Raw genomic sequence first — 25,269 nt, 5'->3', positions numbered from 1 at the left:
ATGAGAGACGATTTTCAGCCTGTTACGGATACAGCATGTGGCCGGAAGGCGGCATGCAGACAGAATTTGCCTGGCGGCGAGAGCGCGGTGGTCCCACCTGACCCCATGCCGAACTCAGAAGTGAAACGCCGCAGCGCCGATGGTAGTGTGGGGCCTCCCCATGCGAGAGTAGGGAACTGCCAGGCATCAAACAAGCGACAGAGCCTCAGCGAAAGCTGAGGCTTTTTCGTATCCGCATTTTATGAAAAAATGCCTGGATCGATTATTTTTCCTGCTCCTCTACAGCTTTTGCCCTGTCTTTAACGCTCAATTTTATACAGCTTGTCTTCTGCTGCATAAAACAACAACTCAACGCGCTGATTTTTTATGCATATCGTTTTATTTTATCTGTGCTTTTTAAAGCACACCGATAATATTTTCTTCCCGCTATGCCTATCAGGTAAACTGGCCACAGTTAACCGGAAATAGGCCGTTTCATGTCCAGCCCTGAATACTCACTGAAAACCCTTCATACCTTCGCTATTGATACAGCTGCGCGCAAAGTGGTAATAGCAGAAAGCCCGGAACAGATCGTCGCCGCCTGGCAAGAATGCCAGCGGCAGAACTTACCCTTTTTGCTGCTTGGCGAAGGCAGCAATGTACTGTTTCTGGAAGCTTTTAGCGGCATTGTGGTAATCAACCGTATCAAAGGCATCGCTGTCAACGAAGATGATGATTCATGGCGCTTACACGTAGGGGCAGGGGAGAACTGGCACCGGCTGGTGACCTTCACATTACAGCAGGGGATCGGCGGCCTGGAAAACCTTGCGTTGATTCCTGGCTGTGTAGGATCGGCACCGATCCAGAACATAGGCGCCTACGGCATAGAGATGAAGGATGTCTGTGAGTGGGTTGATGTGCTGGAGTTAAACAGCGGGAGCGTTAAGCGACTCACAGCGGCGCAGTGCCAGTTCAGCTACCGTGACAGCATCTTTAAGCATCAGTTGCAGCATGGCCACGCCATCATTGCTGTTGGCTTTATACTGCCAAAACGGTGGCGGCCTGTAATGAGCTATGGCGATTTAACGCGTCTGGATCCAGCCACCGTAACGCCGCAGCAGATTTTCGATGCAGTGTGCCATATGCGGCGCAGCAAGCTGCCCGATCCCGCCTTAACCGGCAACGCCGGCAGCTTTTTTAAAAATCCCGTTGTTAGTGCGGAGCAGGCAGCTTCGCTGCTGGCAGATTTCCCGCATGCTCCGCATTATCCGCAAAGCAACGGTGAGGTTAAGCTGGCCGCTGGCTGGCTTATCGATCAATGCCAGTTGAAAGGTTATCGGGTCGGCGGCGCTGCCGTGCATCAACAGCAGGCCCTGGTGCTGATTAATATCGAACAAGCCACGGCAGCGGATGTAGTGGCGTTAGCGCATGCTGTCAGGCAACGCGTCGGTGAAAAATTTGATGTCTGGCTGGAGCCGGAAGTGCGATTTATCGGTGCCGAAGGTGAAGAGAATGCCGTTGAGGTAATAGCATGAAAGATAACAGCGTACCGTTAAAGTTAGTTGCTATCCTGGCAGATGGTGAATTCCATTCCGGCGAGCAGATCGGCGAGCAACTTGGCATGAGCCGTGCCGCAATCAATAAGCATATACAGACGCTGAAAGAGTGGGGGCTGGATGTCTTTACCGTGACGGGAAAAGGATACTGCTTACCGGCGCCGATTGAACTGTTGGATGAAGATAAAATAAACACCGCCCTGAAACAGCAGGGTGTAGCTGTCATTCCGGTTATTGATTCGACTAACCAGTATTTACTGGAACGTATGAACACGCTACAGACCGGAGATGCCTGCGTTGCAGAATACCAGCAGGCGGGACGTGGCCGCCGTGGCCGTCAGTGGTTTTCGCCCTTTGGCGCTAATCTTTATCTTTCCATGTACTGGCGCCTCGATCAGGGACCCGCTGCGGCAATGGGACTCAGCCTGGTTATCGGCATTGTGATTGCTGAGGTGCTACAGCAGCTCGGTGCGGAAGATGTAAGAGTCAAATGGCCAAACGATCTCTATCTGAACGATCGTAAGTTAGCGGGCATTCTGGTTGAAATGACGGGCAAAACAGGTGATGCGGCACAGATTGTTTTCGGTGCGGGCATCAACCTGGCGATGCGTTCCCCGGATGCGAACGTAGTAAATCAGGGTTGGATTAATTTGCACGAAGCAGGAATTGCCATCAACCGTAATGAGCTTGTTAGCGTGCTGGTTAATCAGCTAAGACGCAGCCTGAAAGAGTTTGAGCGTGAAGGCCTCACGCCATTTATTTCACGCTGGCAGCGCCTGGATAACTTTATTAACCGACCAGTTAAGTTACTGATTGGCGAGCGTGAAGTATTAGGCATTGCACGCGGCATCGATCCACAGGGTGGGCTGTTGCTGGAACAGGATGGCGTAACTAAAGCCTGGGTAGGCGGCGAAATATCTTTACGGCCTCAGGACTGATTGCTTTATAAGCAGACACTCTTCTGGCGGCATCTGTGCCGCCAGAAGCACTATTCATCTTCTATTTACGTAATTTAACCTTTTCCACTGCGTGATTTGCGCTCTTGCTCAGAATCAGGCTCGCACGTTCTCGCGTCGGTAAAATATTCTCTTTCAGGTTACGCCAGTTAATTTCCCGCCAGAGCTGAGTGGCGATATTGACCGCTTCCTCTTCGACAAGCTGAGCGTAATGATGAAAATAGGAATCGGGATTGGTAAAAGCGCCCTTACGGAACTTCAGGAAGCGATTGATATACCAATGCTCCAGCAGATCTTCAGGCGCATCGACGTATATAGAAAAGTCGACGAAATCAGACACAAAGACATGGTGCGGATCGTGAGGATAATCCATTCCGCTTTGCAGCACATTCAGCCCTTCGAGAATCAGGATATCCGGCTGCTGAACGACTTTATCGCCGTCCGGGATGACATCATAAATCAGATGTGAATAGACCGGGGCCGTCACTTCTGTTGCGCCTGATTTCAGGTCGGCGACGAAATTGACCAGTCGGTGCATATCGTAAGATTCCGGAAATCCTTTTTTCTTCATCAGGCCGCGTTCTTTTAACACGGCGTTCGGATGCAGAAAGCCGTCCGTTGTGATCAACTCAACGCGGCGATGTTCCGGCCAGCGACTCAGTAACGCCTGTAACACGCGGGCGGTCGTGCTTTTTCCTACGGCTACGCTTCCAGCGATACTGATAATATAAGGAATCTTTTGGCCGTCGGTACCTAAAAACTGCTCCAGCACCGCCTGACGACGTAAATTAGAATTAATATAAAAATTCAACAGGCGAGACAGCGGTAAATAGATCTCTGCAACTTCTTCCAGTGAAAGATCTTCGTTAATGCCTTTCAGACGCGCAATCTCATCCTCTGATAATGTCATCGGCACAGAATCACGCAACGCAGCCCATTGTTGGCGACTGAATGTCAGGTACGGGGTGGTAAACGAGGACTCTTTATTACTCATAAGCATGCTTCTGCCAGCAAATATTTACCGAACGGCGACAGGAGAGCATAGTTGATCCGCCTTCCTGTGCCCTGAAGGTAATTTCAGAAAACAATGCGCAGGAGGTTAACACCAGTAACGGGAAAAAAAGAAGGAAAAAGATAGATCGGTAAATGCAATCGGAAGGATCCCCACAATTTCGCCTGTTATTATAAAATTCAAATAAAGAAAACCCTGGGATACAGGCCTGACCCAGTATGTGTTAAGCGATTGATCCGCTGAGCTTATTAGATAGAAGCACAGTGCGCGATAGAAACTAAAAAGTGATGTGGATCACAGGTTGTGCTTTTAACCTGCCTGGCTTTCATTGCGGTGCCGGGTGGGCTTCTCCAGAGGGGCTTTTTAAGTCAGCCGAACGGGCATAACGACGCACGCTGTTGCTGGCTTACCGACGTAATCGGCAGGCTATAATGCTTTTTGCGGGCGGGCCTCACTGCCAGGAACGGTTGTTTTTTCTTCAAAAAAGCGTAATTTTGCGAAGAATTGCACAAATAGTAATCGATAGAACATTTATCGCAATTTTTTTGTTGCATACCTCAGCCGCTCTTCCTAGAATGCGCCTCACTTGATGCCGGCTTAGCTCAGTAGGTAGAGCAACTGACTTGTAATCAGTAGGTCACCAGTTCGATTCCGGTAGCCGGCACCATCAAGTATCAGGTGGGATTCCCGAGCGGCCAAAGGGAGCAGACTGTAAATCTGCCGTCACAGACTTCGAAGGTTCGAATCCTTCTCCCACCACCATATTCAGACTGAGCTCAAGCACAGTCGGAGTCAGCAAGCAACGCAGGTTGGCTCGAAGCTCGAATAATAAGTCTCCTTACCTTATTATTCATATGCTACAGAAAGAACAGGTAGCCGAGTTCCAGGTTGCGGGCATCGTATAATGGCTATTACCTCAGCCTTCCAAGCTGATGATGCGGGTTCGATTCCCGCTGCCCGCTCCAGATGTGCTGATATGGCTCAGTTGGTAGAGCGCACCCTTGGTAAGGGTGAGGTCCCCAGTTCGACTCTGGGTATCAGCACCACTTCTTCATCTCCCTCCCTGATTCTTCCTGTACAAAAAATACAACAGCACAGGCTATGCCTGGTTGATGTGGTGATATCACCGATTTAACCGTGTCTTAGAGGGACAATCGATGTCTAAAGAAAAATTTGAACGTTCAAAACCGCACGTCAACGTCGGTACTATCGGCCACGTTGACCACGGTAAAACTACCCTGACTGCAGCTATCACCACCGTTCTGGCTAAGACCTACGGCGGCGCAGCTCGCGCATTCGATCAGATCGATAACGCGCCGGAAGAGAAGGCACGTGGTATCACCATCAACACCTCTCACGTTGAATATGACACCCCGTCTCGCCACTACGCGCACGTTGACTGCCCGGGCCACGCCGACTACGTGAAAAACATGATCACCGGTGCTGCTCAGATGGACGGCGCTATCCTGGTTGTTGCTGCGACTGACGGCCCGATGCCGCAGACCCGTGAGCACATCCTGCTGGGTCGTCAGGTTGGCGTTCCGTACATCATCGTGTTCCTGAACAAGTGTGACATGGTTGATGACGAAGAGCTGCTGGAACTGGTTGAGATGGAAGTGCGTGACCTGCTGTCTCAGTACGACTTCCCGGGCGACGACACTCCGATCGTTCGCGGTTCCGCGCTGAAAGCGCTGGAAGGCGACGCTGAGTGGGAAGCGAAAATCATCGAGCTGGCTGGCCACCTGGATACCTACATCCCGGAACCAGAGCGCGCGATTGACAAGCCGTTCCTGCTGCCGATCGAAGACGTATTCTCCATCTCTGGTCGTGGTACCGTAGTGACCGGTCGTGTTGAGCGCGGCATCATCAAAGTGGGTGAAGAAGTTGAAATCGTGGGTATCAAAGATACCGCGAAATCTACCTGTACCGGCGTTGAAATGTTCCGCAAACTGCTGGACGAAGGCCGTGCTGGTGAGAACGTCGGCGTTCTGCTGCGTGGCATCAAGCGTGAAGAGATCGAGCGTGGCCAGGTTCTGGCTAAGCCGGGCTCTATCAAGCCGCACACCAAATTCGAATCAGAAGTATACATCCTGTCCAAAGACGAAGGCGGCCGTCACACTCCGTTCTTCAAAGGCTATCGTCCTCAGTTCTACTTCCGTACGACTGACGTAACGGGCACCATCGAACTGCCGGAAGGCGTTGAGATGGTTATGCCGGGCGACAACATCAAAATGGTTGTTACCCTGATCCACCCGATCGCGATGGACGACGGTCTGCGTTTCGCAATCCGCGAAGGCGGCCGTACCGTTGGTGCAGGCGTTGTTGCTAAAGTTCTGGGCTAATCGCCGATAACATTTGACGCAACGTACAAGAAGAGGGCATCATTTGATGCCCTTTTTATACGCTGTAACATAGAACCTGGCTCATCAGTGATTCTTTGCTCATAATCATTGCTGAGACAGGCTCTGTAGCACGGCGTAATCGACCGAGTTACGCCTTAACAGCTGCATTCGGTTTGGCTGCCTCGCATGCGCGGGGCAAAATTGTTTCTGATTTATGTGGCAGGTTGGTTTATGAGTGCTAATACCGAAGCTCAAGGAAGCGGGCGCGGCCTGGAAGCGATAAAGTGGGTAGTCGTCGCCATTTTGCTGATCGTGGCAATTGTAGGTAACTTCTATTATCGCGAAGTGACCTTACCGCTGCGCGCATTGGCTGTTGTTATACTGATCGCGGCGGCAGGCGGCATCGCGCTGTTGACGACGAAAGGTAAAGCAACGGTGGCTTTCGCTCGCGAAGCCAGAACCGAAGTGCGCAAAGTCATTTGGCCTACGCGCCAGGAAACGCTGCATACCACGTTAATCGTTGCCGCGGTTACCGCCGTGATGTCACTGATTTTGTGGGGGCTGGATGGTATTCTGGTCCGTCTGGTATCGTTTATCACTGGCCTGAGGTTCTGAGATGTCTGAAGCTCCAAAAAAGCGCTGGTACGTCGTTCAGGCGTTTTCCGGTTTTGAGGCGCGCGTAGCACAATCGCTGCGTGAGCATATCAAATTGCACAATATGGAAGAGTTGTTTGGCGACGTCATGGTCCCTACTGAAGAAGTAGTCGAGATTCGTGGCGGCCAGCGTCGCAAAAGCGAACGTAAATTCTTCCCCGGCTATGTGCTGGTGCAAATGGTTATGAACGACGCAAGCTGGCACCTGGTGCGCAGCGTTCCGCGCGTGATGGGATTTATTGGCGGTACGTCCGATCGTCCGGCACCGATTAGCGATAAAGAAGTCGATGCGATCATGAACCGTCTGCAGCAGGTCGGCGACAAACCGCGTCCGAAAACGCTGTTTGAGCCGGGCGAAATGGTTCGCGTCAATGACGGCCCGTTTGCCGACTTTAATGGCGTCGTGGAAGAAGTGGATTATGAGAAGAGTCGCCTGAAGGTTTCTGTCTCTATCTTCGGACGCGCAACCCCGGTTGAGCTGGATTTCGGCCAGGTTGAAAAAGGCTAAATTACCCGCTCGGTTTTTACCGATTTAGGGTTGCAGAAGGCGCGAAATTGCCCTACAATTTCGCGCCTTTTGTTTTTATGTGCCCCGGCGGCATATGAAAGTTTAATCACGGGAAGCCTTAACAGGCGCTATACCCAACAGAGGAAATATCATGGCTAAGAAAGTACAAGCCTACGTCAAGCTGCAGGTTGCGGCTGGTATGGCTAACCCGAGTCCGCCAGTTGGTCCGGCTCTGGGTCAGCAGGGCGTTAACATCATGGAATTCTGTAAAGCGTTCAACGCGAAAACCGACAGCCTGGAAAAAGGTCTGCCGATTCCTGTTGTTATTACCGTTTATTCTGACCGTTCTTTCACCTTCGTTACCAAAACGCCTCCGGCAGCTGTACTGCTGAAGAAAGCGGCGGGTATCAAGTCTGGTTCCGGCAAGCCGAACAAAGACAAAGTCGGTAAAGTAACCCGTGCTCAGGTACGTGAAATCGCAGAAACCAAAGCTGCGGACATGACTGGTTCCGACGTAGAAGCGATGACTCGCTCTATCGAAGGTACTGCTCGTTCCATGGGCCTGGTAGTGGAGGATTAAGAGATGGCTAAGCTGACCAAGCGCATGCGCGTGATCCGTGACAAAGTTGATTCTACCAAACAGTACGACATCAACGAAGCTGTTGCTCTGCTGAAAGAACTGGCTACCGCTAAGTTTGTAGAAAGCGTTGACGTTGCCGTTAACCTCGGCATCGACGCGCGTAAATCAGACCAGAACGTACGTGGCGCGACTGTGCTGCCGCACGGTACTGGCCGCTCTGTACGCGTTGCTGTGTTTACCCAGGGCGCGAACGCTGAAGCTGCTAAAGCAGCTGGCGCTGAGCTGGTAGGTATGGAAGATCTGGCTGAGCAAATCAAAAAAGGCGAAATGAACTTTGACGTTGTTATCGCATCTCCTGATGCAATGCGCGTTGTTGGCCAGCTGGGCCAGGTTCTGGGTCCGCGCGGCCTGATGCCGAACCCGAAAGTGGGTACGGTAACGCCGAACGTCGCTGAAGCAGTGAAAAACGCTAAAGCTGGCCAGGTTCGCTACCGCAACGACAAAAACGGCATCATCCATACCACTATCGGTAAGGTTGATTTCGACGCTGACAAACTGAAAGAAAACCTGGAAGCTCTGCTGGTTGCGCTGAAAAAAGCCAAACCGACTCAGGCGAAAGGCGTGTACATCAAGAAAGTTAGCCTGTCTACCACCATGGGCGCTGGCGTTGCCATCGACCAGACTGGTCTGACTGCAGTGGCGAATTAATAATCGCTTTACGCGGGCGAAAGTTTCCTCTAGAATCTTACGCCCGTTGTTCTGTTAAACAGAACGCCCGCCTCAAGCCTTCATGACATCGGTGATGCCGGTTCAGAAAGGGGAGGGCGGAAAGATTTTCGGTTGGAGCCTGGCCTTATCCAGGCCTCCGTCCAAGACCGCAGGTGTTTCGAAAGAAACTTAATCGTCCTGCGTAGACGGTGACAGAGCCTGAAGAATATTTTTTCTTTTCTGGATTCTGCTCACCGTGTTTTAGCGCTTACCTTCTTTTCGGTCGGTAAGTGAAGTGAGTTCGGGGGAATTTTTCCTCCGGCTAAAATCCAGGAGCAAAAGCTAATGGCATTAAATCTTCAAGACAAACAAGCGATTGTTGCTGAAGTCAGCGAAGTAGCCAAAGGCGCGCTGTCTGCGGTGGTTGCGGATTCTCGTGGCGTTACCGTAGATAAAATGACTGAACTGCGTAAAGCAGGTCGTGAAGCTGGCGTTTACATGCGTGTTGTTCGTAACACCCTGCTGCGCCGCGTCGTTGAAGGTACTCAGTTCGAGTGCCTGAAAGACACGTTTGTTGGTCCGACCCTGATTGCATACTCTATGGAACACCCGGGCGCTGCTGCTCGTCTGTTCAAAGAGTTCGCGAAAGCGAATGCAAAATTCGAGGTCAAAGCTGCAGCCTTTGAAGGTGAGCTGATCCCGGCGGCACAAATTGACCGTCTGGCAACGCTGCCGACTTACGAAGAAGCACTGGCACGTCTGATGTCGACCATGAAAGAAGCCGCTGCAGGCAAACTGGTCCGCACCCTGGCTGCCGTACGCGATGCGAAAGAAGCCGCTTAAGGCCTTCCTTTACAGCGCACTTTTACGTACACACTATTTTCTGATTCTTAGGAACAATTGTCATGTCTATCACTAAAGATCAAATTCTGGAAGCAGTAGCCGCTATGTCCGTAATGGAAGTAGTTGAGCTGGTTTCCGCTATGGAAGAAAAATTCGGCGTTTCTGCTGCTGCTGCTGTAGCTGTTGCTGCTGGCCCGGCTGAAGCTGTTGAAGAAAAAACTGAGTTCGACGTTGTACTGAAAGCTGTTGGCGCTAACAAAGTTGCTGTTATCAAAGCAGTACGTGGCGCAACTGGCCTGGGCCTGAAAGAAGCGAAAGATCTGGTTGAGTCTGCACCGGCTGCGCTGAAAGAAGGCATCAGCAAAGACGACGCTGAAGCTCTGAAAAAATCTCTGGAAGAAGCTGGCGCTGAAGTTGAAGTTAAATAAGCCAACCTTTCAGGTTGCAGCCTGATCTTTTAGGCTGATGGCTGGTGACTTTTTGGTCACCAGCCTTTTTGCGCTACAGGGCCTCAATGGGGTTTCGCACTGTTTGTCCATTGAGCGTCTTCAATATCTTTTTCTATCGACGCCTTAATATACTGCTTCCCTGCAGGGTTCCCTGCCCATGCAACAGCAATGAAATGATTTAAGAGTGATAGAAAGACGTATTGCGGAAGGTGTCCCGCACTTTCCGAGAAACAAAATAGTGTTGCATGAACTGTCCTTCAGGACGGACAGAGTGGGTCGACTTGTCAGCTAGCTGAGGAACCCTATGGTTTACTCCTATACCGAGAAAAAACGCATTCGTAAGGATTTTGGCAAACGTCCACAGGTTCTGGACGTACCCTATCTCCTTTCTATCCAGCTTGACTCGTTCCAGAAGTTTATCGAGCAAGATCCGGAAGGCCAATACGGTCTGGAAGCTGCATTCCGTTCCGTATTCCCAATCCAGAGCTATAGCGGCAACTCTGAGCTGCAGTATGTCAGCTACCGCTTAGGCGAACCTGTCTTTGATGTGAAAGAATGTCAGATCCGTGGCGTGACGTATTCAGCTCCGCTGCGCGTTAAGCTGCGTCTGGTGATCTACGAGCGCGAAGCGCCGGAAGGCACCGTTAAAGACATCAAAGAACAAGAAGTATACATGGGCGAAATTCCGCTCATGACCGAAAACGGTACCTTTGTTATTAACGGTACTGAAAGGGTTATCGTTTCTCAGCTGCACCGTAGTCCTGGCGTATTCTTTGACAGCGATAAGGGTAAAACCCACTCTTCGGGTAAAGTGCTCTATAACGCACGCATCATCCCTTACCGTGGCTCATGGCTCGATTTCGAGTTTGACCCGAAAGACAACCTGTTCGTCCGTATCGACCGTCGTCGTAAACTGCCGGCCAGTATCATTCTGCGCGCGCTGAATTACACCACTGAACAGATTCTCGATCTGTTCTTTGAAAAAGTGGTATTCGAAATTCGCGACAACAAGCTGCAGATGGAGCTGGTGCCTGAGCGTCTGCGTGGCGAAACCGCCTCCTTCGATATCGAAGCGAACGGCACGGTCTACGTAGAGAAAGGCCGCCGTATTACCGCGCGTCATATTCGTCAGCTGGAAAAAGATGGTATCCAGCATATCGAAGTGCCGGTGGAATACATTGCAGGCAAAGTGGTTGCTAAAGACTATGTCGACGAAGGCACAGGCGAGCTGATCGTCACTGCGAACATGGAGCTGTCGCTGGATCTGCTGGCGAAGCTGAGCCAGGCCGGTCACAAGCGTATCGAAACGCTGTTTACCAACGACCTGGATCACGGCCCGTATATCTCCGAAACGCTGCGCGTTGACCCAACCAACGATCGCCTGAGTGCGCTGGTTGAGATCTATCGCATGATGCGTCCGGGCGAGCCGCCGACGCGCGAAGCGGCGGAAAACCTGTTCGAGAACCTGTTCTTCTCCGAAGACCGTTACGATCTTTCTGCGGTTGGCCGCATGAAGTTCAACCGTTCTCTGGGTCGCGACGAGATCGAAGGTTCCGGTATCCTGAGCAAAGACGACATCATCGAAGTGATGAAGAAGCTCATCGGTATCCGTAACGGCAAAGGCGAAGTGGATGATATTGACCACCTCGGCAACCGTCGTATTCGTTCCGTGGGCGAAATGGCGGAAAACCAGTTCCGCGTCGGTCTGGTGCGCGTTGAGCGTGCGGTGAAAGAGCGTCTGTCTTTGGGCGATCTCGATACCCTGATGCCTCAGGATATGATCAACGCCAAGCCGATCTCTGCGGCGGTGAAAGAGTTCTTCGGTTCCAGCCAGCTGTCTCAGTTTATGGACCAGAACAACCCGCTGTCTGAGATTACGCACAAGCGTCGTATTTCCGCGCTTGGCCCAGGCGGTCTGACCCGTGAACGCGCAGGCTTCGAAGTGCGAGACGTACACCCGACTCACTACGGTCGCGTATGTCCTATCGAAACGCCTGAAGGTCCGAACATCGGTCTGATCAACTCACTCTCCGTATATGCGCAGACGAACGAATACGGTTTCCTGGAAACCCCGTATCGTCGCGTTATCGACGGCGTAGTGAGTGATGAAATTCATTACCTCTCCGCTATCGAAGAGGGTAACTACGTTATCGCTCAGGCGAACGCCCAGCTTGATGAAAACGGCGGCTTTGTTGACGATCTGGTCACCTGCCGTAGCAAAGGCGAATCGAGCCTGTTCAGCCGCGATCAGGTTGACTACATGGACGTTTCCACCCAGCAGGTGGTTTCCGTCGGTGCGTCCCTGATCCCGTTCCTGGAGCACGATGATGCTAACCGCGCCCTGATGGGTGCGAACATGCAACGTCAGGCGGTTCCGACTCTGCGTGCTGATAAGCCGCTGGTTGGTACCGGTATGGAGCGCGCGGTAGCGGTTGACTCCGGCGTAACCGCCGTAGCCAAACGTGGCGGTACCGTACAGTATGTTGATGCGTCACGTATCGTTATCAAAGTTAACGAAGACGAGATGTATCCGGGCGAAGCCGGCATCGACATCTACAACCTGACTAAATATACCCGTTCTAACCAGAACACCTGCATCAACCAGATGCCGTGCGTTTCTCTGGGCGAACCGGTAGAGCGCGGCGACGTGCTGGCTGATGGCCCGTCCACCGACCTCGGTGAGCTGGCGCTGGGTCAGAACATGCGCGTCGCGTTCATGCCGTGGAACGGCTACAACTTCGAAGACTCCATTCTGGTCTCCGAGCGCGTTGTACAGGAAGATCGCTTCACCACCATCCACATTCAGGAACTGGCGTGTGTGTCTCGTGACACCAAGCTGGGGCCAGAAGAGATCACTGCTGACATCCCGAACGTGGGTGAAGCGGCGCTCTCCAAACTGGATGAGTCCGGCATCGTTTACATCGGTGCGGAAGTGACCGGCGGTGACATTCTGGTTGGTAAGGTAACGCCGAAAGGTGAAACCCAGCTGACGCCGGAAGAGAAACTGCTGCGCGCGATCTTCGGTGAGAAAGCGTCTGACGTGAAAGACTCTTCTCTGCGCGTACCGAATGGCGTTTCCGGCACCGTTATCGACGTGCAGGTCTTTACCCGCGATGGCGTGGAAAAAGACAAGCGCGCGCTGGAAATCGAAGAGATGCAGCTGAAGCAGGCGAAGAAAGACCTGACTGAAGAACTGCAGATCCTCGAAGCCGGTCTGTTCGCACGTATCCATGCAGTGCTGGTTTCCGGCGGCGTGGAAGCGGAAAAACTGGACAAGCTGCCGCGCGAGCGCTGGCTGGAACTGGGCCTGACCGACGAAGCGAAGCAGAATCAGCTGGAGCAGCTGGCCGAGCAGTACGACGAGCTGAAGCACGAGTTTGAGAAGAAACTCGAAGCTAAGCGCCGCAAAATCACTCAGGGCGACGACCTGGCACCGGGCGTGCTGAAAATCGTCAAAGTGTATCTGGCCGTTAAACGTCAGATCCAGCCTGGTGACAAGATGGCAGGTCGTCACGGGAACAAAGGTGTTATCTCCAAGATCAACCCGATCGAAGATATGCCTTACGATGAGAACGGCACGCCGGTCGACATCGTACTGAACCCGCTGGGCGTACCGTCTCGTATGAACATCGGTCAGATCCTGGAAACCCACCTGGGCATGGCGGCGAAAGGCATTGGTGACAAAATCAATGCGATGCTGAAGAAGCAGGAAGAAGTCGCCAAACTGCGTGAGTTCATCCAGCGTGCTTACGATCTGGGCGCCGACGTACGTCAGCGTGTCGATCTGAACACCTTCTCTGATGACGAAGTGCTGCGTCTGGCCGAGAACCTGAAAAAAGGTATGCCGATCGCAACGCCGGTGTTTGATGGCGCGAAAGAAAGCGAAATCAAAGAGCTGCTGCAGCTTGGCGATCTGCCGACTTCCGGTCAGATCACCCTGTTCGACGGCCGCACCGGCGAGCAGTTCGAGCGTCCGGTTACCGTAGGCTACATGTACATGCTGAAACTCAACCACCTGGTTGATGACAAGATGCACGCACGTTCTACCGGCTCTTACAGCCTGGTTACTCAGCAGCCGCTGGGTGGTAAGGCGCAGTTCGGTGGTCAGCGCTTCGGTGAGATGGAAGTGTGGGCGCTGGAAGCATACGGCGCGGCATACACGCTGCAGGAAATGCTCACCGTTAAGTCTGATGACGTCAACGGTCGTACCAAGATGTATAAGAACATCGTGGACGGCAACCATCAGATGGAGCCGGGCATGCCGGAATCCTTCAACGTACTGTTGAAAGAGATCCGCTCGCTGGGCATCAACATCGAGCTGGAAGACGAGTAATACCCTCAGGGTAGCATTCGCATCTGTACTGGTTACAAGGGAATCCGGGCTTGCCCGGATTCCCTTGAGAAGTCTCACTCCGACGGGAGCTAATCCGTGAAAGACTTACTTAAGTTTCTGAAAGCGCAAACTAAAACCGAAGAGTTTGATGCGATCAAGATTGCGCTGGCCTCGCCAGACATGATCCGTTCCTGGTCTTTCGGTGAAGTGAAAAAGCCGGAAACCATTAACTACCGTACCTTCAAGCCAGAGCGCGATGGTCTGTTCTGCGCCCGTATTTTCGGGCCGGTAAAAGATTACGAATGCCTGTGCGGCAAATACAAGCGCCTGAAACACCGTGGCGTGATCTGTGAGAAGTGCGGCGTTGAAGTGACCCAGACCAAAGTGCGTCGTGAGCGCATGGGCCACATCGAGCTGGCTTCCCCGACCGCGCACATCTGGTTCCTGAAATCGCTGCCGTCCCGTATCGGCCTGCTGCTGGATATGCCGCTGCGCGATATCGAACGCGTGCTGTATTTCGAATCTTATGTCGTGGTTGAAGGCGGCATGACCAACCTCGAGAAGCGCCAGATCCTGACTGAAGAGCAGTATCTCGACGCGCTGGAAGAGTTTGGCGACGAATTCGACGCGAAAATGGGCGCGGAAGCGATCCAGGCGCTGCTGAAAAACATGGATCTGGAGCAGGAATGCGAGCAGCTGCGCGAAGAGCTGAACGAAACCAACTCCGAGACCAAGCGTAAGAAGCTGACCAAGCGCATCAAGCTGCTGGAAGCCTTCGTACAGTCTGGCAACAAGCCGGAGTGGATGATCCTGACCGTGCTGCCTGTGCTGCCGCCGGATCTGCGTCCTCTGGTTCCGCTGGACGGCGGTCGTTTTGCGACTTCTGACCTGAACGATCTCTATCGTCGCGTCATTAACCGTAACAACCGTCTGAAACGACTGCTGGATCTGGCTGCGCCGGACATCATCGTACGCAACGAAAAACGTATGCTGCAGGAAGCGGTAGACGCCCTGCTGGACAACGGTCGTCGCGGTCGCGCGATCACCGGCTCCAACAAGCGTCCGCTGAAATCGCTGGCTGACATGATTAAAGGTAAGCAGGGTCGTTTCCGTCAGAACCTGCTGGGTAAACGCGTCGACTACTCTGGTCGTTCCGTTATTACCGTAGGTCCTTACCTGCGTCTGCATCAGTGCGGCCTGCCGAAGAAAATGGCGCTCGAACTGTTCAAACCGTTCATCTACGGCAAGCTGGAGCTGCGTGGCCTCGCGACCACCATCAAAGCCGCCAAGAAAATGGTTGAGCGTGAAGAAGCCGTGGTTTGGGATATCCTGGACGAAGTGATCCGCGAACACCCGGTTCTGCTGAACCGTGCGCCGACGCTGCACCGTCTTGGCATCCAGGCGTTTGAGCCGGTTCTGATCGAAGGTAAAGCAATTCAGCTGCACCCGCTGGTTTGTGCGGCCTATAACGCCGACTTCGATGGTGACCAGATGGCTGTTCACGTACCGCTGACGCTGGAAGCCCAGCTGGAAGCGCGTGCGCTGATGATGTCTACCAACAACATCCTGTCTCCGGCGAACGGTGAGCCGATTATCGTTCCGTCTCAGGACGTTGTTCTGGGTCTGTACTACATGACCCGCGACAAAGTGAACGCGAAAGGCGAAGGCATGGTGCTGACCGGCCCGAAAGAAGCTGAGCGTGTTTACCGCGCCGGCCTGGCCGAGCTGCATGCGCGCGTTAAAGTGCGTATCACTGAATATGAAAAGAATGAGCAGGGTGAATTCATCCCGAAAACCAGCCTGATCGATACCACTATCGGTCGCGCTATTCTGTGGATGATCGTGCCGCAGGGTCTGCCTTACTCCATCGTCAACCAGGCGCTGGGTAAAAAGGCGATCTCCAAAATGCTGAACACCTGTTACCGCATTCTGGGCCTGAAACCGACTGTTATCTTTGCTGACCAGACCATGTACACCGGTTTTGCCTACGCAGCCCGTTCAGGCGCTTCCGTAGGTATCGACGACATGGTTATCCCGGCGAAGAAAGTGGAGATCATCACCGAAGCGGAAGCGGAAGTGGCTGAGATCCAGGAGCAGTTCCAGTCTGGTCTGGTAACCGCTGGCGAACGCTATAACAAAGTTATCGATATCTGGGCCGCGGCCAACGAACGTGTTGCCAAGGCGATGATGGAAAACCTCTCTACCGAAACGGTTATCAACCGCGACGGCGAAGAGGAAAAACAGGTTTCCTTTAACAGCATCTTTATGATGGCCGACTCCGGTGCGCGTGGTTCTGCCGCTCAGATCCGTCAGCTGGCGGGTATGCGTGGCCTGATGGCGAAGCCGGATGGCTCCATCATCGAAACGCCGATCACTGCGAACTTCCGTGAAGGTCTGAACGTACTCCAGTACTTCATCTCCACGCACGGTGCGCGTAAAGGTCTGGCGGATACCGCACTGAAAACGGCAAACTCCGGTTATCTGACCCGTCGTCTGGTTGACGTGGCGCAGGATTTGGTGGTGACCGAAGATGACTGCGGCACCCTCGAAGGCATTACCATGACGCCGGTTATCGAAGGTGGCGACGTTAAAGAGCCGCTGCGTGAGCGTGTACTGGGCCGTGTAACGGCGGAAGACGTACTGAAGCCGGGTACGGCGGACATTCTGGTTTCCCGCAACACCCTGCTCGATGAGCACTGGTGTGACGTGTTGGAGCAGAACTCTGTCGACAGCGTGAAAGTGCGTTCCGTTGTTGCCTGTGAAACTGACTTCGGCGTCTGTGCGCACTGCTACGGTCGTGACCTGGCGCGTGGCCATATCATCAACAAAGGTGAGGCCATCGGCGTTATCGCGGCGCAGTCCATCGGTGAGCCGGGTACACAGCTGACGATGCGTACGTTCCACATCGGTGGTGCGGCATCGCGTGCGGCTGCTGAATCCAGCATTCAGGTGAAGAACAAAGGTACCATCAAGCTGACGAACGCCAAGTCGGTAACCAACTCCGCTGGCAAGCTGGTGATCACTTCCCGTAACGTTGAACTGAAAATGATCGACGAATTCGGGCGCACCAAAGAAAGCTATAAAGTGCCTTACGGCGCGACCATGGCGAAAGGTGACGGTGAGCAGGTCAATGCTGGTGAAACAGTAGCGAACTGGGATCCGCACACCATGCCGGTTATCACCGAAGTGAGCGGTTTCATCCGTTTCACCGACATGATCGACGGCCAGACCATTACCCGTCAAACTGACGAGCTGACCGGTCTGTCTTCACTCGTGGTGCTGGACACCGCAGAGCGTACCGCTGGTGGTAAAGACCTGCGTCCGGCGCTGAAAATCGTTGACGCTAACGGCGACGACGTTCTGATCCCGGGCACCGACATGCCGGCTCAGTACTTCCTGCCGGGCAAAGCGATTGTTCAGCTGGAAGACGGCGTGAAGATCAGCTCTGGTGACACCCTGGCGCGTGTGCCTCAGGAATCTGGCGGTACCAAGGATATTACCGGTGGTCTGCCGCGCGTTGCCGACCTGTTCGAAGCGCGTCGTCCGAAAGAGCCTGCGATTCTGGCTGAAATTAGCGGTATCGTCTCCTTCGGTAAAGAGACCAAAGGCAAGCGTCGTCTGGTGATCACGCCGGTCGACGGCAGCGAGCCGTACGAAGAGATGATTCCGAAATGGCGTCAGCTCAACGTATTTGAAGGCGAACGCGTTGAACGTGGTGACGTGATCTCCGACGGACCAGAATCTCCGCATGACATTCTGCGTCTGCGTGGCGTTCAGGCTGTGACCCGTTACATCGTTAACGAAGTGCAGGACGTATACCGTCTGCAGGGCGTTAAGATTAACGATAAGCACATCGAAGTTATCGTGCGTCAGATGCTGCGTAAAGCAACCATCTCCAGCGCGGGCAGCTCCGAGTTCCTGGAAGGCGAGCAGGTAGAATACTCACGCGTGAAGATTGCCAACCGCGATCTGGAGATCAACGGCAAAGTGGGCGCCACATACGCTCGCGACCTGTTGGGCATCACCAAAGCGTCTCTGGCAACCGAATCGTTCATCTCTGCGGCATCGTTCCAGGAGACCACCCGTGTCCTGACCGAAGCAGCGGTAGCAGGCAAGCGCGACGAGCTGCGCGGCCTGAAAGAGAACGTTATCGTGGGTCGTCTGATCCCGGCCGGTACCGGTTACGCTTACCATCAGGATCGTATGCGTCGCCGTGCGGCTGGCGAGCCGACCGTTGCGCCTCAGGTGAGCGCGGAAGAAGCGACGGCCAGCCTGGCCGAGCTCCTGAACGCTGGCCTTGGTGGCAGCGACGACGAGTAATCGTCAGGCATGCTGTAAAATATAAACCCTGCTTCGGCAGGGTTTTTTTATATCCCTTTTCAGCACAGTAAAGGAAGCCAGGCATGAATCTCTTCACCATAAGCCTGTTAGTGGCGGGCATAACGCTTTTTCAAAGCGTCGCGGCGAGGGCTGATGAGCCGGTGCAGCGCCTGTTCAGGGAATGGCAGGTCACCTGCAATAACCTTAACGACTGCGACATTCGCAACGCCGATGAGAATATGCGTATCGTTATTCGTCATCAGGCGGGGCCGAATGGCACGGCGTCGCTGGATATTATGAGCTTCGATGCGGATAAAGCCGAAGGCATCTGGCTGGACGGTAAACGCTGGGACCATGCGATCGCGCTGTCGAACGCGGATGCAAACAATGATTACGCCAATGCGCACAGCGACAGCCTGAGCGATATCCAGGCCTTAATCGCGGCGGCGAAAAACGCCATGACTATTTCTTTAACGCCCGGCGATGACGTAACGGGTTCATTGAACGGGTTGAATGCGGCCCTGCTGTTTGTTGATGAACGACAGGGGCGCCTGAATAACCAAACGGCGCTGTTTAAAACCGGTGAAGCGCCTGCCGCCAGCGTTCCGCCGCGTCCCTCTGCCGCGCCTGCGCTTTCCGTGCCGCCGGTTGTGCCGCTGAATAATGCCCAGACGCTGGTTAAAAATGTTATCGCCAGCCAGCAGCAGGTATTAAAACAGGAAGAGTGCGAGCCAGACGATGAGGACGTCGCCCGCAGCGAGGCGCAGCCTCTGGATGCGCAGCATGCGCTGGTAATGATTAACTGCGGCATGGGCGCCTACCAATCCTCCAGCGTGCTGTTTGTCACGCCGCGCGCGGCGCCGGCAAAGGCGGAGCAGCTGATCCTGCCGTTGCCGCTAAAAGATGACGAGGGCAAACCCAACAGTATCAGTTGGTTTACCGAGGCGAGCTACGATCCGCACAGCGGCCAGCTGTTTCATGCGGCGCGCGGGCGAGGCATCGCAGACTGCGGCGAAAGCGCTACCTGGCGCTACGACGGCCAGCTTTTCCACCTGATAAGCTATAACAGCCAGCCAGGCTGCGATGGCGGCGAACCGGGTGACTGGCCTTCGGTCTGGGCGACGCCAGGCTATACAGATAGTCCCATCGGCCGGTAACGTAATTTATCGCTGCGCGTAAGCAGCGGCTGAAAAGCAGGGCTGGCGCAATGCAGGGCCAGCCCCGATCGGTGCGGATTGCCTGACGAAGCCAGCGTATGTCAGGCGGCGCATTAAACACAGCGCGCCTTTATCGGGTTGCGTGACGGCTTCCGTATAAACGGCATTAGCGCCGGTCCGTTGCCGGCTACTGCGAGACGCGTCCCAGCCAGCTATCCCAGTCTTTCCATACCGGCTGCAAGCCTGCCTGTGTGAGCGCAGCGGCCACTTCCTGCGGCGTACGATGGTCGTCTGGCGAAAATTGTTCAAGCTCCGGTTGCGGATCGGCATAGCCGCCCGGCTGCGTTTTGGAAAACGCGCTGACGCTGTTAATAGCCAGCGGCACGACCCGATCGCGGAAGTTCGGTGATTCGCGCGTCGACAGGGAAAGCTCCACCTCAGGCGCAAACAGGCGAAAGGCGCAAATTGTCTGTACCAGCTGCGCTTCGCTCATCAGTGATGCCGGTTCGATGCCGCCAGCGCAGGGACGCAGCCGTGGAAAAGAGATCGAATAGCGGCTTTGCCACCACATCTGCTGTAGCCACAGCAGATGTTCCGCCAGCATAAAGCAGTCGGTGCGCCAGCTGTCGGACAGGCCGATCAGCGCGCCGAGGCCGATCTTGTCGATCCCGGCGCGGCCGAGACGATCCGGCGTCTCCAGACGAAAAAAGAAATCCTGTTTATTGCCTTTCAGATGGTGCTGCTGATAAACCCTTGGATGATAGGTCTCCTGATAAACCAGCACACCATCCAACCCGATCTGTTTCAGCCCGACATACTCGGCTTCCGATAAGGGCTGTACCTCCATCATCAGCGAACTGAAATGCTTACGGATTGCCGGAATATGCTGGTGGAAGTAATCGATGCCCACCTTTGTCTGATGCTCGCCGGTGACCAGAAGCAAATGATCGAATCCCATTTTGCGGATCGCCAGGCACTCCCGTTCGATCTCCTCTGCGTTCAGCGTCTTGCGCTTAATACGGTTGCTCATGGAGAAGCCGCAGTAGGTGCAGTCGTTGGCGCACAGGTTGGAAAGGTAAAGCGGGACATAGAAGCTGACGGTATTGCCGAAACGCTGACGCGTCAGGCGCTGCGCCTTTTGCGCCAGCGGTTCAAGAAAGTCGGCGGCGGCGGGGGAGAGCAACGCCATTAAGTCTTCCCGATTCAGGCGTGACTTATTTAGCGCCTGCTGCACGTCCGCTGCGGTTTTGCTGTGGATGCGCAGGCGGATATCTTCCCAGTCGAGCTGCCGCCAGCGCTCGGTAAAATCTTTCATCTGGTTTCCTCCGGCTGGCTAAGGAAGGCGGTAAGCGGGCTGGAAGGCGCGGCCTGAATCTGGCTGGCACCGAGTCCGCTGCGCCATGCCAGGCGTCCTGCCTCAACCGCAAGTCGGAATGCCCGCGCCATCTCTACCGGATCGCGCGCAACGGCTATCGCCGTATTGACCAGCACCGCGTCCGCGCCCATTTCCAGCGCTTCGCTGGCGTGGCTGGGCGCACCGATACCGGCGTCGATTACCACCGGCACCTTTGCCTGCTCAATAATAATCGCCAGCAGATCGCGGGTTTTCAGTCCCTGATTGCTGCCAATCGGTGCGCCGAGCGGCATTACCGCAGCGCAGCCCGCCTCCTCCAGACGCTTGCACAATACCGGATCGGCGCCGCAGTAGGGCAGAACGGTAAAGCCTTCTTTCACCAGCTGCTGCGCCGCCTTCAGGGTCTCGATAGCGTCCGGCAGCAAATAACGCGCGTCCGGGTGAATCTCCAGCTTCAGCCAGTGGGTGCCCAGCGCTTCGCGCGCCAGACGCGAGGCGAAGATCGCCTCCTCGGCGGTCCTGGCGCCGGACGTGTTCGGCAACAGCTGTACGCCTGACGCCTGCAACGGCGCCAGAATATTGTCGTTGCCGCCGCGTAAATCAAGCCGCTTCATCGCCATGGTGACCAGCTGCGAACCGGATGCGCGAATCGCCTCCAGCATCAGCGCCGGGGTGGCGAATTTTCCGGTGCCGGTAAAGAGTCGTGAAGAAAATTGTTTGTCCGCTATCTGTAGCATCTCAGCCTCCGGCTATCGCCTGAAAAATCACCACCTCATCGTCATCCCGTAACGCATAGTCCGGCCAGCTGGCGCGGGGAACGATCTGCTGATTAACTGCCAGCGCGGTGCCGGGCTGATGGCAGCCGAGCTTCTCCAGCAGCCTGTCGAGCGTTAATGGCGTTTCCAGCATCAAGGTTTCATCGTTTACTACAATCCTCATCGGGCGCCTCCGCATACCGGACAGTGCGCATCCGGCGTCAGGCTGAAGGTGCGCCAGGTTTGCTGACGCCCATCGAACAGACGCAGCTGTCCATCCAGCGCGGAAGTCTGCCCCGCCAGCATTTTCAGCGCTTCAAGCGCCTGCAGCGTGCCGATGGTGCCCACCACCGGACCCAGCACGCCAGCGGTGCGGCAGTTGCGCTGTGGTTCGCTGTTATCTGGCCAGAGACAGCGGTAGCAGCCTTTTTGCCAGGGCGGCGAGATCACCAGCAGCTGCCCGCTAAAGCCGACGGCGCTGCCGCTGATTAGGGGGATATCCGCAGCGACGCAGGCAGCGTTAATCGCCTGACGCGTCGCCATGTTGTCGCTGCAGTCAAGCACCAGATCCGCCTGCGGCACCCATTCGCGCAACTGCGCCTCATCCATGCGCTGTTGCAGAACAATCGCTTCGACCTGCGGATTCAGCGCCTGCAACTGCCGCTGCGCCAGCGGCGCTTTCGCCTGCCCGCAGTCCGCGCTGCGATAAAGGATTTGGCGCTGCAGGTTGCTGACATGCAGCGTATCGTCATCGGCCAGCAACAGCTTGCCGACGCCCGCTGCTGCCAGCCAGAGCGCCGCGGGCGCGCCCAGGCCGCCGAGTCCGACAATCAGCACGCTGGCCTGATGCAGCTTCTGCTGACCTTCCACGCCGAACTCCTCCAGCAGCAGCTGACGGCTGTAGCGCAGAAAATCCTGATCGTTAAGCATCGTCATCTTCTCCTGCGCCAGCTAACGCCAGCAGCGTCTCGGTAGCGGCGCGCCAGTCGTCGGCCTGAGTAATGGCGCTGACCACCGCGATGCTGCCCACGCCGCAGGCCAGCACCGCCGGAGCGCGTTCAATGCTGATGCCGCCGATGGCGACGGTCGGCATTGTGCCCAGTCGCGCAACGTGGCGCGTTAGCTGCTCCAGTCCCTGCGGCGCAGAAGGCATCGCTTTGGTTTGCGTAGGAAAGATATGGCCCAGCGCGATATAAGAGGGCTGAAAGGCGAGCGCCCGGTCAATTTCCCGATCGTCGTGCGTTGAAAGGCCGAGACGCAGCCCGGCGTGGCGAATCGCCTCCAGATCGGCGACGTCCAGATCTTCCTGGCCCAGGTGCACACCGTAAGCGTGATGCTTAATCGCCAACTGCCAGTAGTCATTGATAAACAGACGCGCCTGGTAAGCATGGCCCAGCGCAATCGCCTGCTGGATAGCGGGTTCTACTTCCTCTGCCGGACGATCCTTAATGCGCAGCTGTAGAGTGCGCACCCCCGCGGTTAGCAGACGCTCTATCCATTCCACGCTGTCGACCACCGCATAAAGCCCAAGCCTGGCGGGGCAAGATGGAAAAGGCTGACTCATGCTTTTCCCTCCGGCGTCAGGGCGTCCGCAGGATGATAAAGCTCGCCGCCGCGCTGACGAAATGCCTGTGACATTTGCGCCATGCCGACTTCAACAGGTTGCGCCTGCGCTTCCTGTTTGGCGGCATAGTCGCGCACCTCCTGCGTAATTTTCATTGAGCAGAACTTCGGACCGCACATTGAGCAAAAGTGCGCCACTTTCCCCGACTCCTGCGGCAGCGTTTCATCGTGATAGGCGCGCGCGGTATGCGGATCGAGCGCCAGATTGAACTGATCCTCCCAGCGGAATTCAAAGCGCGCTTTCGACATGGCGTTATCGCGGATCTGCGCGCCAGGGTGTCCCTTGGCCAGATCTGCCGCGTGCGCCGCGATTTTGTAGGTGATCAGTCCCTGGCGAACATCTTCTTTATTCGGCAGGCCGAGATGCTCTTTTGGCGTGACGTAGCAGAGCATCGCGCAGCCGAACCAGCCAATCATCGCCGCGCCGATGCCGGAGGTGAAATGATCGTAGCCGGGCGCGATATCGGTGGTCAGCGGGCCGAGCGTATAGAACGGCGCTTCGTGGCAGTGCTCCAGCTGTTCGGTCATATTGCGGCGGATCATCTGCATCGGCACGTGGCCGGGGCCTTCAATCATGACCTGTACGTCATATTCCCAGGCGATTTTGGTCAGTTCGCCCAGCGTATGCAGCTCGGCGAACTGCGCTTCGTCATTGGCGTCCTGAATAGAGCCGGGACGCAGTCCGTCGCCCAGTGACAGAGAGACGTCATAGGCGGCGCAAATTTCACAGATTTCACGGAAATGCTGATACAGGAAACTTTCCTGATGATGGGACAGACACCATTTCGCCATGATCGAGCCGCCGCGCGAGACGATGCCAGTCAGACGTTTCGCCGTCATCGGCACATAGCGCAGCAGAACGCCGGCGTGAATCGTGAAGTAGTCCACGCCCTGTTCCGCCTGCTCCAGCAGCGTATCGCGGAACAGCTCCCAGGTGAGGTTTTCAGCAACGCCGTTCACTTTTTCCAGCGCCTGATAGATCGGCACGGTACCGATCGGCACCGGACTGTTGCGCAGGATCCATTCGCGCGTTTCATGAATATAGCGGCCGGTGGAGAGGTCCATCACCGTATCGGCGCCCCAACGGGTCGCCCAGACCAGCTTTTCGACCTCTTCTTCGATAGAGGAGCTGACGGCCGAGTTGCCGATATTGGCGTTGACCTTCACCAGGAAATTGCGGCCGATAATCATCGGCTCCGCTTCTGGATGATTAATGTTGGCGGGGATAATCGCGCGGCCGGCTGCCACCTCCTGGCGTACAAACTCCGGCGTAATGTTTTCCGGCGGGTGCGCGCCGAAGCTGTGGCCAGGGTGCTGCTGGCGCAGTACTTCGCTACGAATGCGCTCGCGACCCATATTTTCCCGCAGGGCGATGAACTCCATCTCCGGCGTCACGATCCCCTGACGCGCATAGTGAAGCTGCGTAACCCGACGTCCCGCCATCGCGCGGCGCGGGCGCGGCAGATTATCGAAGCGCAGATGATCGAGCCCTTCATCCTTCAGGCGTTGTTGGCTGTAACTGGAGCTGAGCTGCGTCAGTTCGCTGTCGCCGCGCTGTTCGATCCAGGCGCTGCGCAGACGCGGCAGGCCCTGATGAACATCGATTTGCGCCTCGGGATCGCCATACGGGCCGGCGGTATCGTAAACCGGCACCGGTTCATTGGCTTCATAAATCGGATCGTTTTTATCGCCGCCGATCAGGGTAGGGCTGAGCTGGATCTCGCGCATCGGCACGCGAATATCGGGACGACTACCCGCAATCCAGATACGTTTAGAGTTGGGAAAAGCGGTACCCTGCAATGAGGAAATAAACTGTTGCGCCTGAGCGCGCTGTTCACGACGGTTGGGTTTAGCAGACATAGCAATCTCCAGAAAAAGGAACGTTGCTTGTCCGGAGCTCGGAAGGAGTAACGACACGCGGCCAGTACGGATTGACGGCGTGAAAAGATCTGTACTCTTGTTCCCTTCGCAGGTACTAACCTGATCAGGTTCCGCGGATCCCGAATAAACGGTCTCAGCCTAAAAGGCACTCCGACAAGATGAAAATCAGGCGTCAGCAGGGCTGACAGCCTGGACCCGTCACGCTTAACGCCGTGGCGAGGTCATAAAAAAGCCCCTTCAGCATAAAGGGGCGTTTAAG

At 55.2% G+C, this 25,269-nt stretch carries 19 protein-coding genes, 4 tRNA genes, 1 rRNA gene and 1 riboswitch; of the genes, 17 read left to right on the top strand and 7 right to left on the bottom strand.

Translation table 11 applies throughout. The features are described from left to right. The first annotated feature begins 69 nt into the window (after positions 1–69). The 3 genes from rrf (at position 70) to birA (ending at position 2,473) form a co-directional block, all read left to right on the top strand. Positions 70–185, top strand: a 5S ribosomal RNA gene (gene rrf / locus C2E16_RS19445). Between the two features lie 291 nt (positions 186–476). Further along, positions 477–1,514, top strand: coding sequence for a UDP-N-acetylmuramate dehydrogenase (gene murB, locus C2E16_RS19440; RefSeq protein ID WP_084971656.1), 1,038 nt, complete (start codon positions 477–479; stop codon positions 1,512–1,514). Further along, positions 1,511–2,473, top strand: a complete 963-nt coding sequence (gene birA / locus C2E16_RS19435; RefSeq protein ID WP_084971658.1) for a bifunctional biotin--[acetyl-CoA-carboxylase] ligase/biotin operon repressor BirA — start codon at positions 1,511–1,513, stop codon at positions 2,471–2,473. Before murB ends, birA begins: the two co-directional genes overlap by 4 nt. A 61-nt stretch (positions 2,474–2,534) precedes the next feature. Here birA and coaA read toward each other — a convergent pair whose 3' ends face one another. Continuing rightward, positions 2,535–3,485, bottom strand: a complete 951-nt coding sequence (gene coaA, locus C2E16_RS19430; RefSeq protein ID WP_038629786.1) for a type I pantothenate kinase — start codon at positions 3,483–3,485, stop codon at positions 2,535–2,537. A gap of 609 nt (positions 3,486–4,094) precedes the next feature. Between coaA and C2E16_RS19425 the strand changes: the two genes are divergently transcribed. The 14 genes from C2E16_RS19425 (at position 4,095) to C2E16_RS19360 (ending at position 19,397) form a co-directional block, all read left to right on the top strand. Next, positions 4,095–4,170, top strand: a tRNA-Thr gene (locus C2E16_RS19425). A 10-nt stretch (positions 4,171–4,180) separates the two neighbouring features. Further along, positions 4,181–4,265: transfer RNA gene (locus C2E16_RS19420), tRNA-Tyr, on the top strand. A gap of 128 nt (positions 4,266–4,393) precedes the next feature. After that, positions 4,394–4,468 (top strand) — tRNA-Gly (locus C2E16_RS19415). A 5-nt stretch (positions 4,469–4,473) separates the two neighbouring features. Beyond that, a tRNA-Thr gene (locus C2E16_RS19410) sits at positions 4,474–4,549 on the top strand. Between the two features lie 111 nt (positions 4,550–4,660). Further along, entirely contained in the window at positions 4,661–5,845 is a 1,185-nt protein-coding gene (gene tuf / locus C2E16_RS19405; protein WP_038629787.1) for an elongation factor Tu, read from the top strand. A gap of 231 nt (positions 5,846–6,076) precedes the next feature. After that, complete coding sequence (secE, locus tag C2E16_RS19400) at positions 6,077–6,460, top strand: preprotein translocase subunit SecE (protein ID WP_038629788.1); 384 nt, start codon at positions 6,077–6,079, stop codon at positions 6,458–6,460. A gap of 1 nt (position 6,461) precedes the next feature. After that, on the top strand, positions 6,462–7,007 hold the full coding sequence (gene nusG, locus C2E16_RS19395; RefSeq protein WP_038629789.1) for a transcription termination/antitermination protein NusG: 546 nt from the start codon (positions 6,462–6,464) through the stop codon (positions 7,005–7,007). Positions 7,008–7,158: 151 nt separating this feature from the next. Further along, positions 7,159–7,587 (top strand): 50S ribosomal protein L11, encoded by a 429-nt coding sequence (gene rplK, locus C2E16_RS19390; RefSeq protein WP_038629790.1) that lies wholly within the window; start codon positions 7,159–7,161, stop codon positions 7,585–7,587. Between the two features lie 3 nt (positions 7,588–7,590). Further along, complete coding sequence (gene rplA, locus C2E16_RS19385) at positions 7,591–8,295, top strand: 50S ribosomal protein L1 (protein WP_038629791.1); 705 nt, start codon at positions 7,591–7,593, stop codon at positions 8,293–8,295. Positions 8,296–8,640: 345 nt separating this feature from the next. Next, complete coding sequence (gene rplJ / locus C2E16_RS19380; RefSeq protein ID WP_012772934.1) at positions 8,641–9,138, top strand: 50S ribosomal protein L10; 498 nt, start codon at positions 8,641–8,643, stop codon at positions 9,136–9,138. Between the two features lie 62 nt (positions 9,139–9,200). Beyond that, entirely contained in the window at positions 9,201–9,566 is a 366-nt protein-coding gene (rplL, locus tag C2E16_RS19375) for a 50S ribosomal protein L7/L12 (protein WP_038629792.1), read from the top strand. 325 nt (positions 9,567–9,891) lie between these two features. After that, the gene (gene rpoB, locus C2E16_RS19370; RefSeq protein WP_038629793.1) at positions 9,892–13,920 is read left to right on the top strand and encodes a DNA-directed RNA polymerase subunit beta; all 4,029 of its coding nucleotides are present in this window, start codon (positions 9,892–9,894) and stop codon (positions 13,918–13,920) included. A gap of 96 nt (positions 13,921–14,016) precedes the next feature. Continuing rightward, the gene (rpoC, locus tag C2E16_RS19365; RefSeq protein WP_038629794.1) at positions 14,017–18,240 is read left to right on the top strand and encodes a DNA-directed RNA polymerase subunit beta'; all 4,224 of its coding nucleotides are present in this window, start codon (positions 14,017–14,019) and stop codon (positions 18,238–18,240) included. Between the two features lie 83 nt (positions 18,241–18,323). Further along, positions 18,324–19,397 carry a DUF1176 domain-containing protein gene (locus C2E16_RS19360; protein ID WP_052134000.1) on the top strand — a complete coding sequence of 358 codons (1,074 nt, stop codon included), beginning with the start codon at positions 18,324–18,326 and terminating at the stop codon, positions 19,395–19,397. A gap of 187 nt (positions 19,398–19,584) precedes the next feature. Here the strand turns inward: C2E16_RS19360 and thiH are convergent, their stop codons facing one another. Genes thiH through thiC form a run of 6 tightly spaced genes read right to left on the bottom strand, consistent with a single transcriptional unit; the run spans position 19,585 to position 24,989 of the window. Next, positions 19,585–20,712, bottom strand: a complete 1,128-nt coding sequence (gene thiH, locus C2E16_RS19355) for a 2-iminoacetate synthase ThiH (RefSeq protein ID WP_104951610.1) — start codon at positions 20,710–20,712, stop codon at positions 19,585–19,587. Continuing rightward, a complete protein-coding gene (locus C2E16_RS19350; protein ID WP_084970599.1) occupies positions 20,709–21,488 on the bottom strand; it encodes a thiazole synthase in 780 nt (259 codons plus the stop codon). Before C2E16_RS19350 ends, thiH begins: the two co-directional genes overlap by 4 nt. 1 nt (position 21,489) lies before the next feature. Then, entirely contained in the window at positions 21,490–21,690 is a 201-nt protein-coding gene (gene thiS, locus C2E16_RS19345) for a sulfur carrier protein ThiS (RefSeq protein ID WP_038629797.1), read from the bottom strand. Next, a complete protein-coding gene (locus tag C2E16_RS19340; RefSeq protein ID WP_038629798.1) occupies positions 21,687–22,436 on the bottom strand; it encodes a HesA/MoeB/ThiF family protein in 750 nt (249 codons plus the stop codon). The genes thiS and C2E16_RS19340 overlap by 4 nt, the downstream gene beginning before the upstream one ends. Further along, positions 22,429–23,070 (bottom strand): thiamine phosphate synthase, encoded by a 642-nt coding sequence (gene thiE, locus C2E16_RS19335; RefSeq protein ID WP_038629799.1) that lies wholly within the window; start codon positions 23,068–23,070, stop codon positions 22,429–22,431. Before thiE ends, C2E16_RS19340 begins: the two co-directional genes overlap by 8 nt. After that, a complete protein-coding gene (gene thiC, locus C2E16_RS19330; RefSeq protein ID WP_084970600.1) occupies positions 23,067–24,989 on the bottom strand; it encodes a phosphomethylpyrimidine synthase ThiC in 1,923 nt (640 codons plus the stop codon). The genes thiE and thiC overlap by 4 nt, the downstream gene beginning before the upstream one ends. Positions 24,990–25,073: 84 nt before the next feature. Then, positions 25,074–25,173: riboswitch (TPP riboswitch) on the bottom strand. Positions 25,174–25,269: the final 96 nt, after the last annotated feature.

The organism is Mixta calida, from assembly GCF_002953215.1.
Classification (GTDB): Bacteria; Pseudomonadota; Gammaproteobacteria; order Enterobacterales; family Enterobacteriaceae; genus Mixta; species Mixta calida.
The sequence above is the reverse complement of the archived record's forward strand: the minus strand, read 5'-3'. Positions and strand labels throughout refer to the sequence as shown.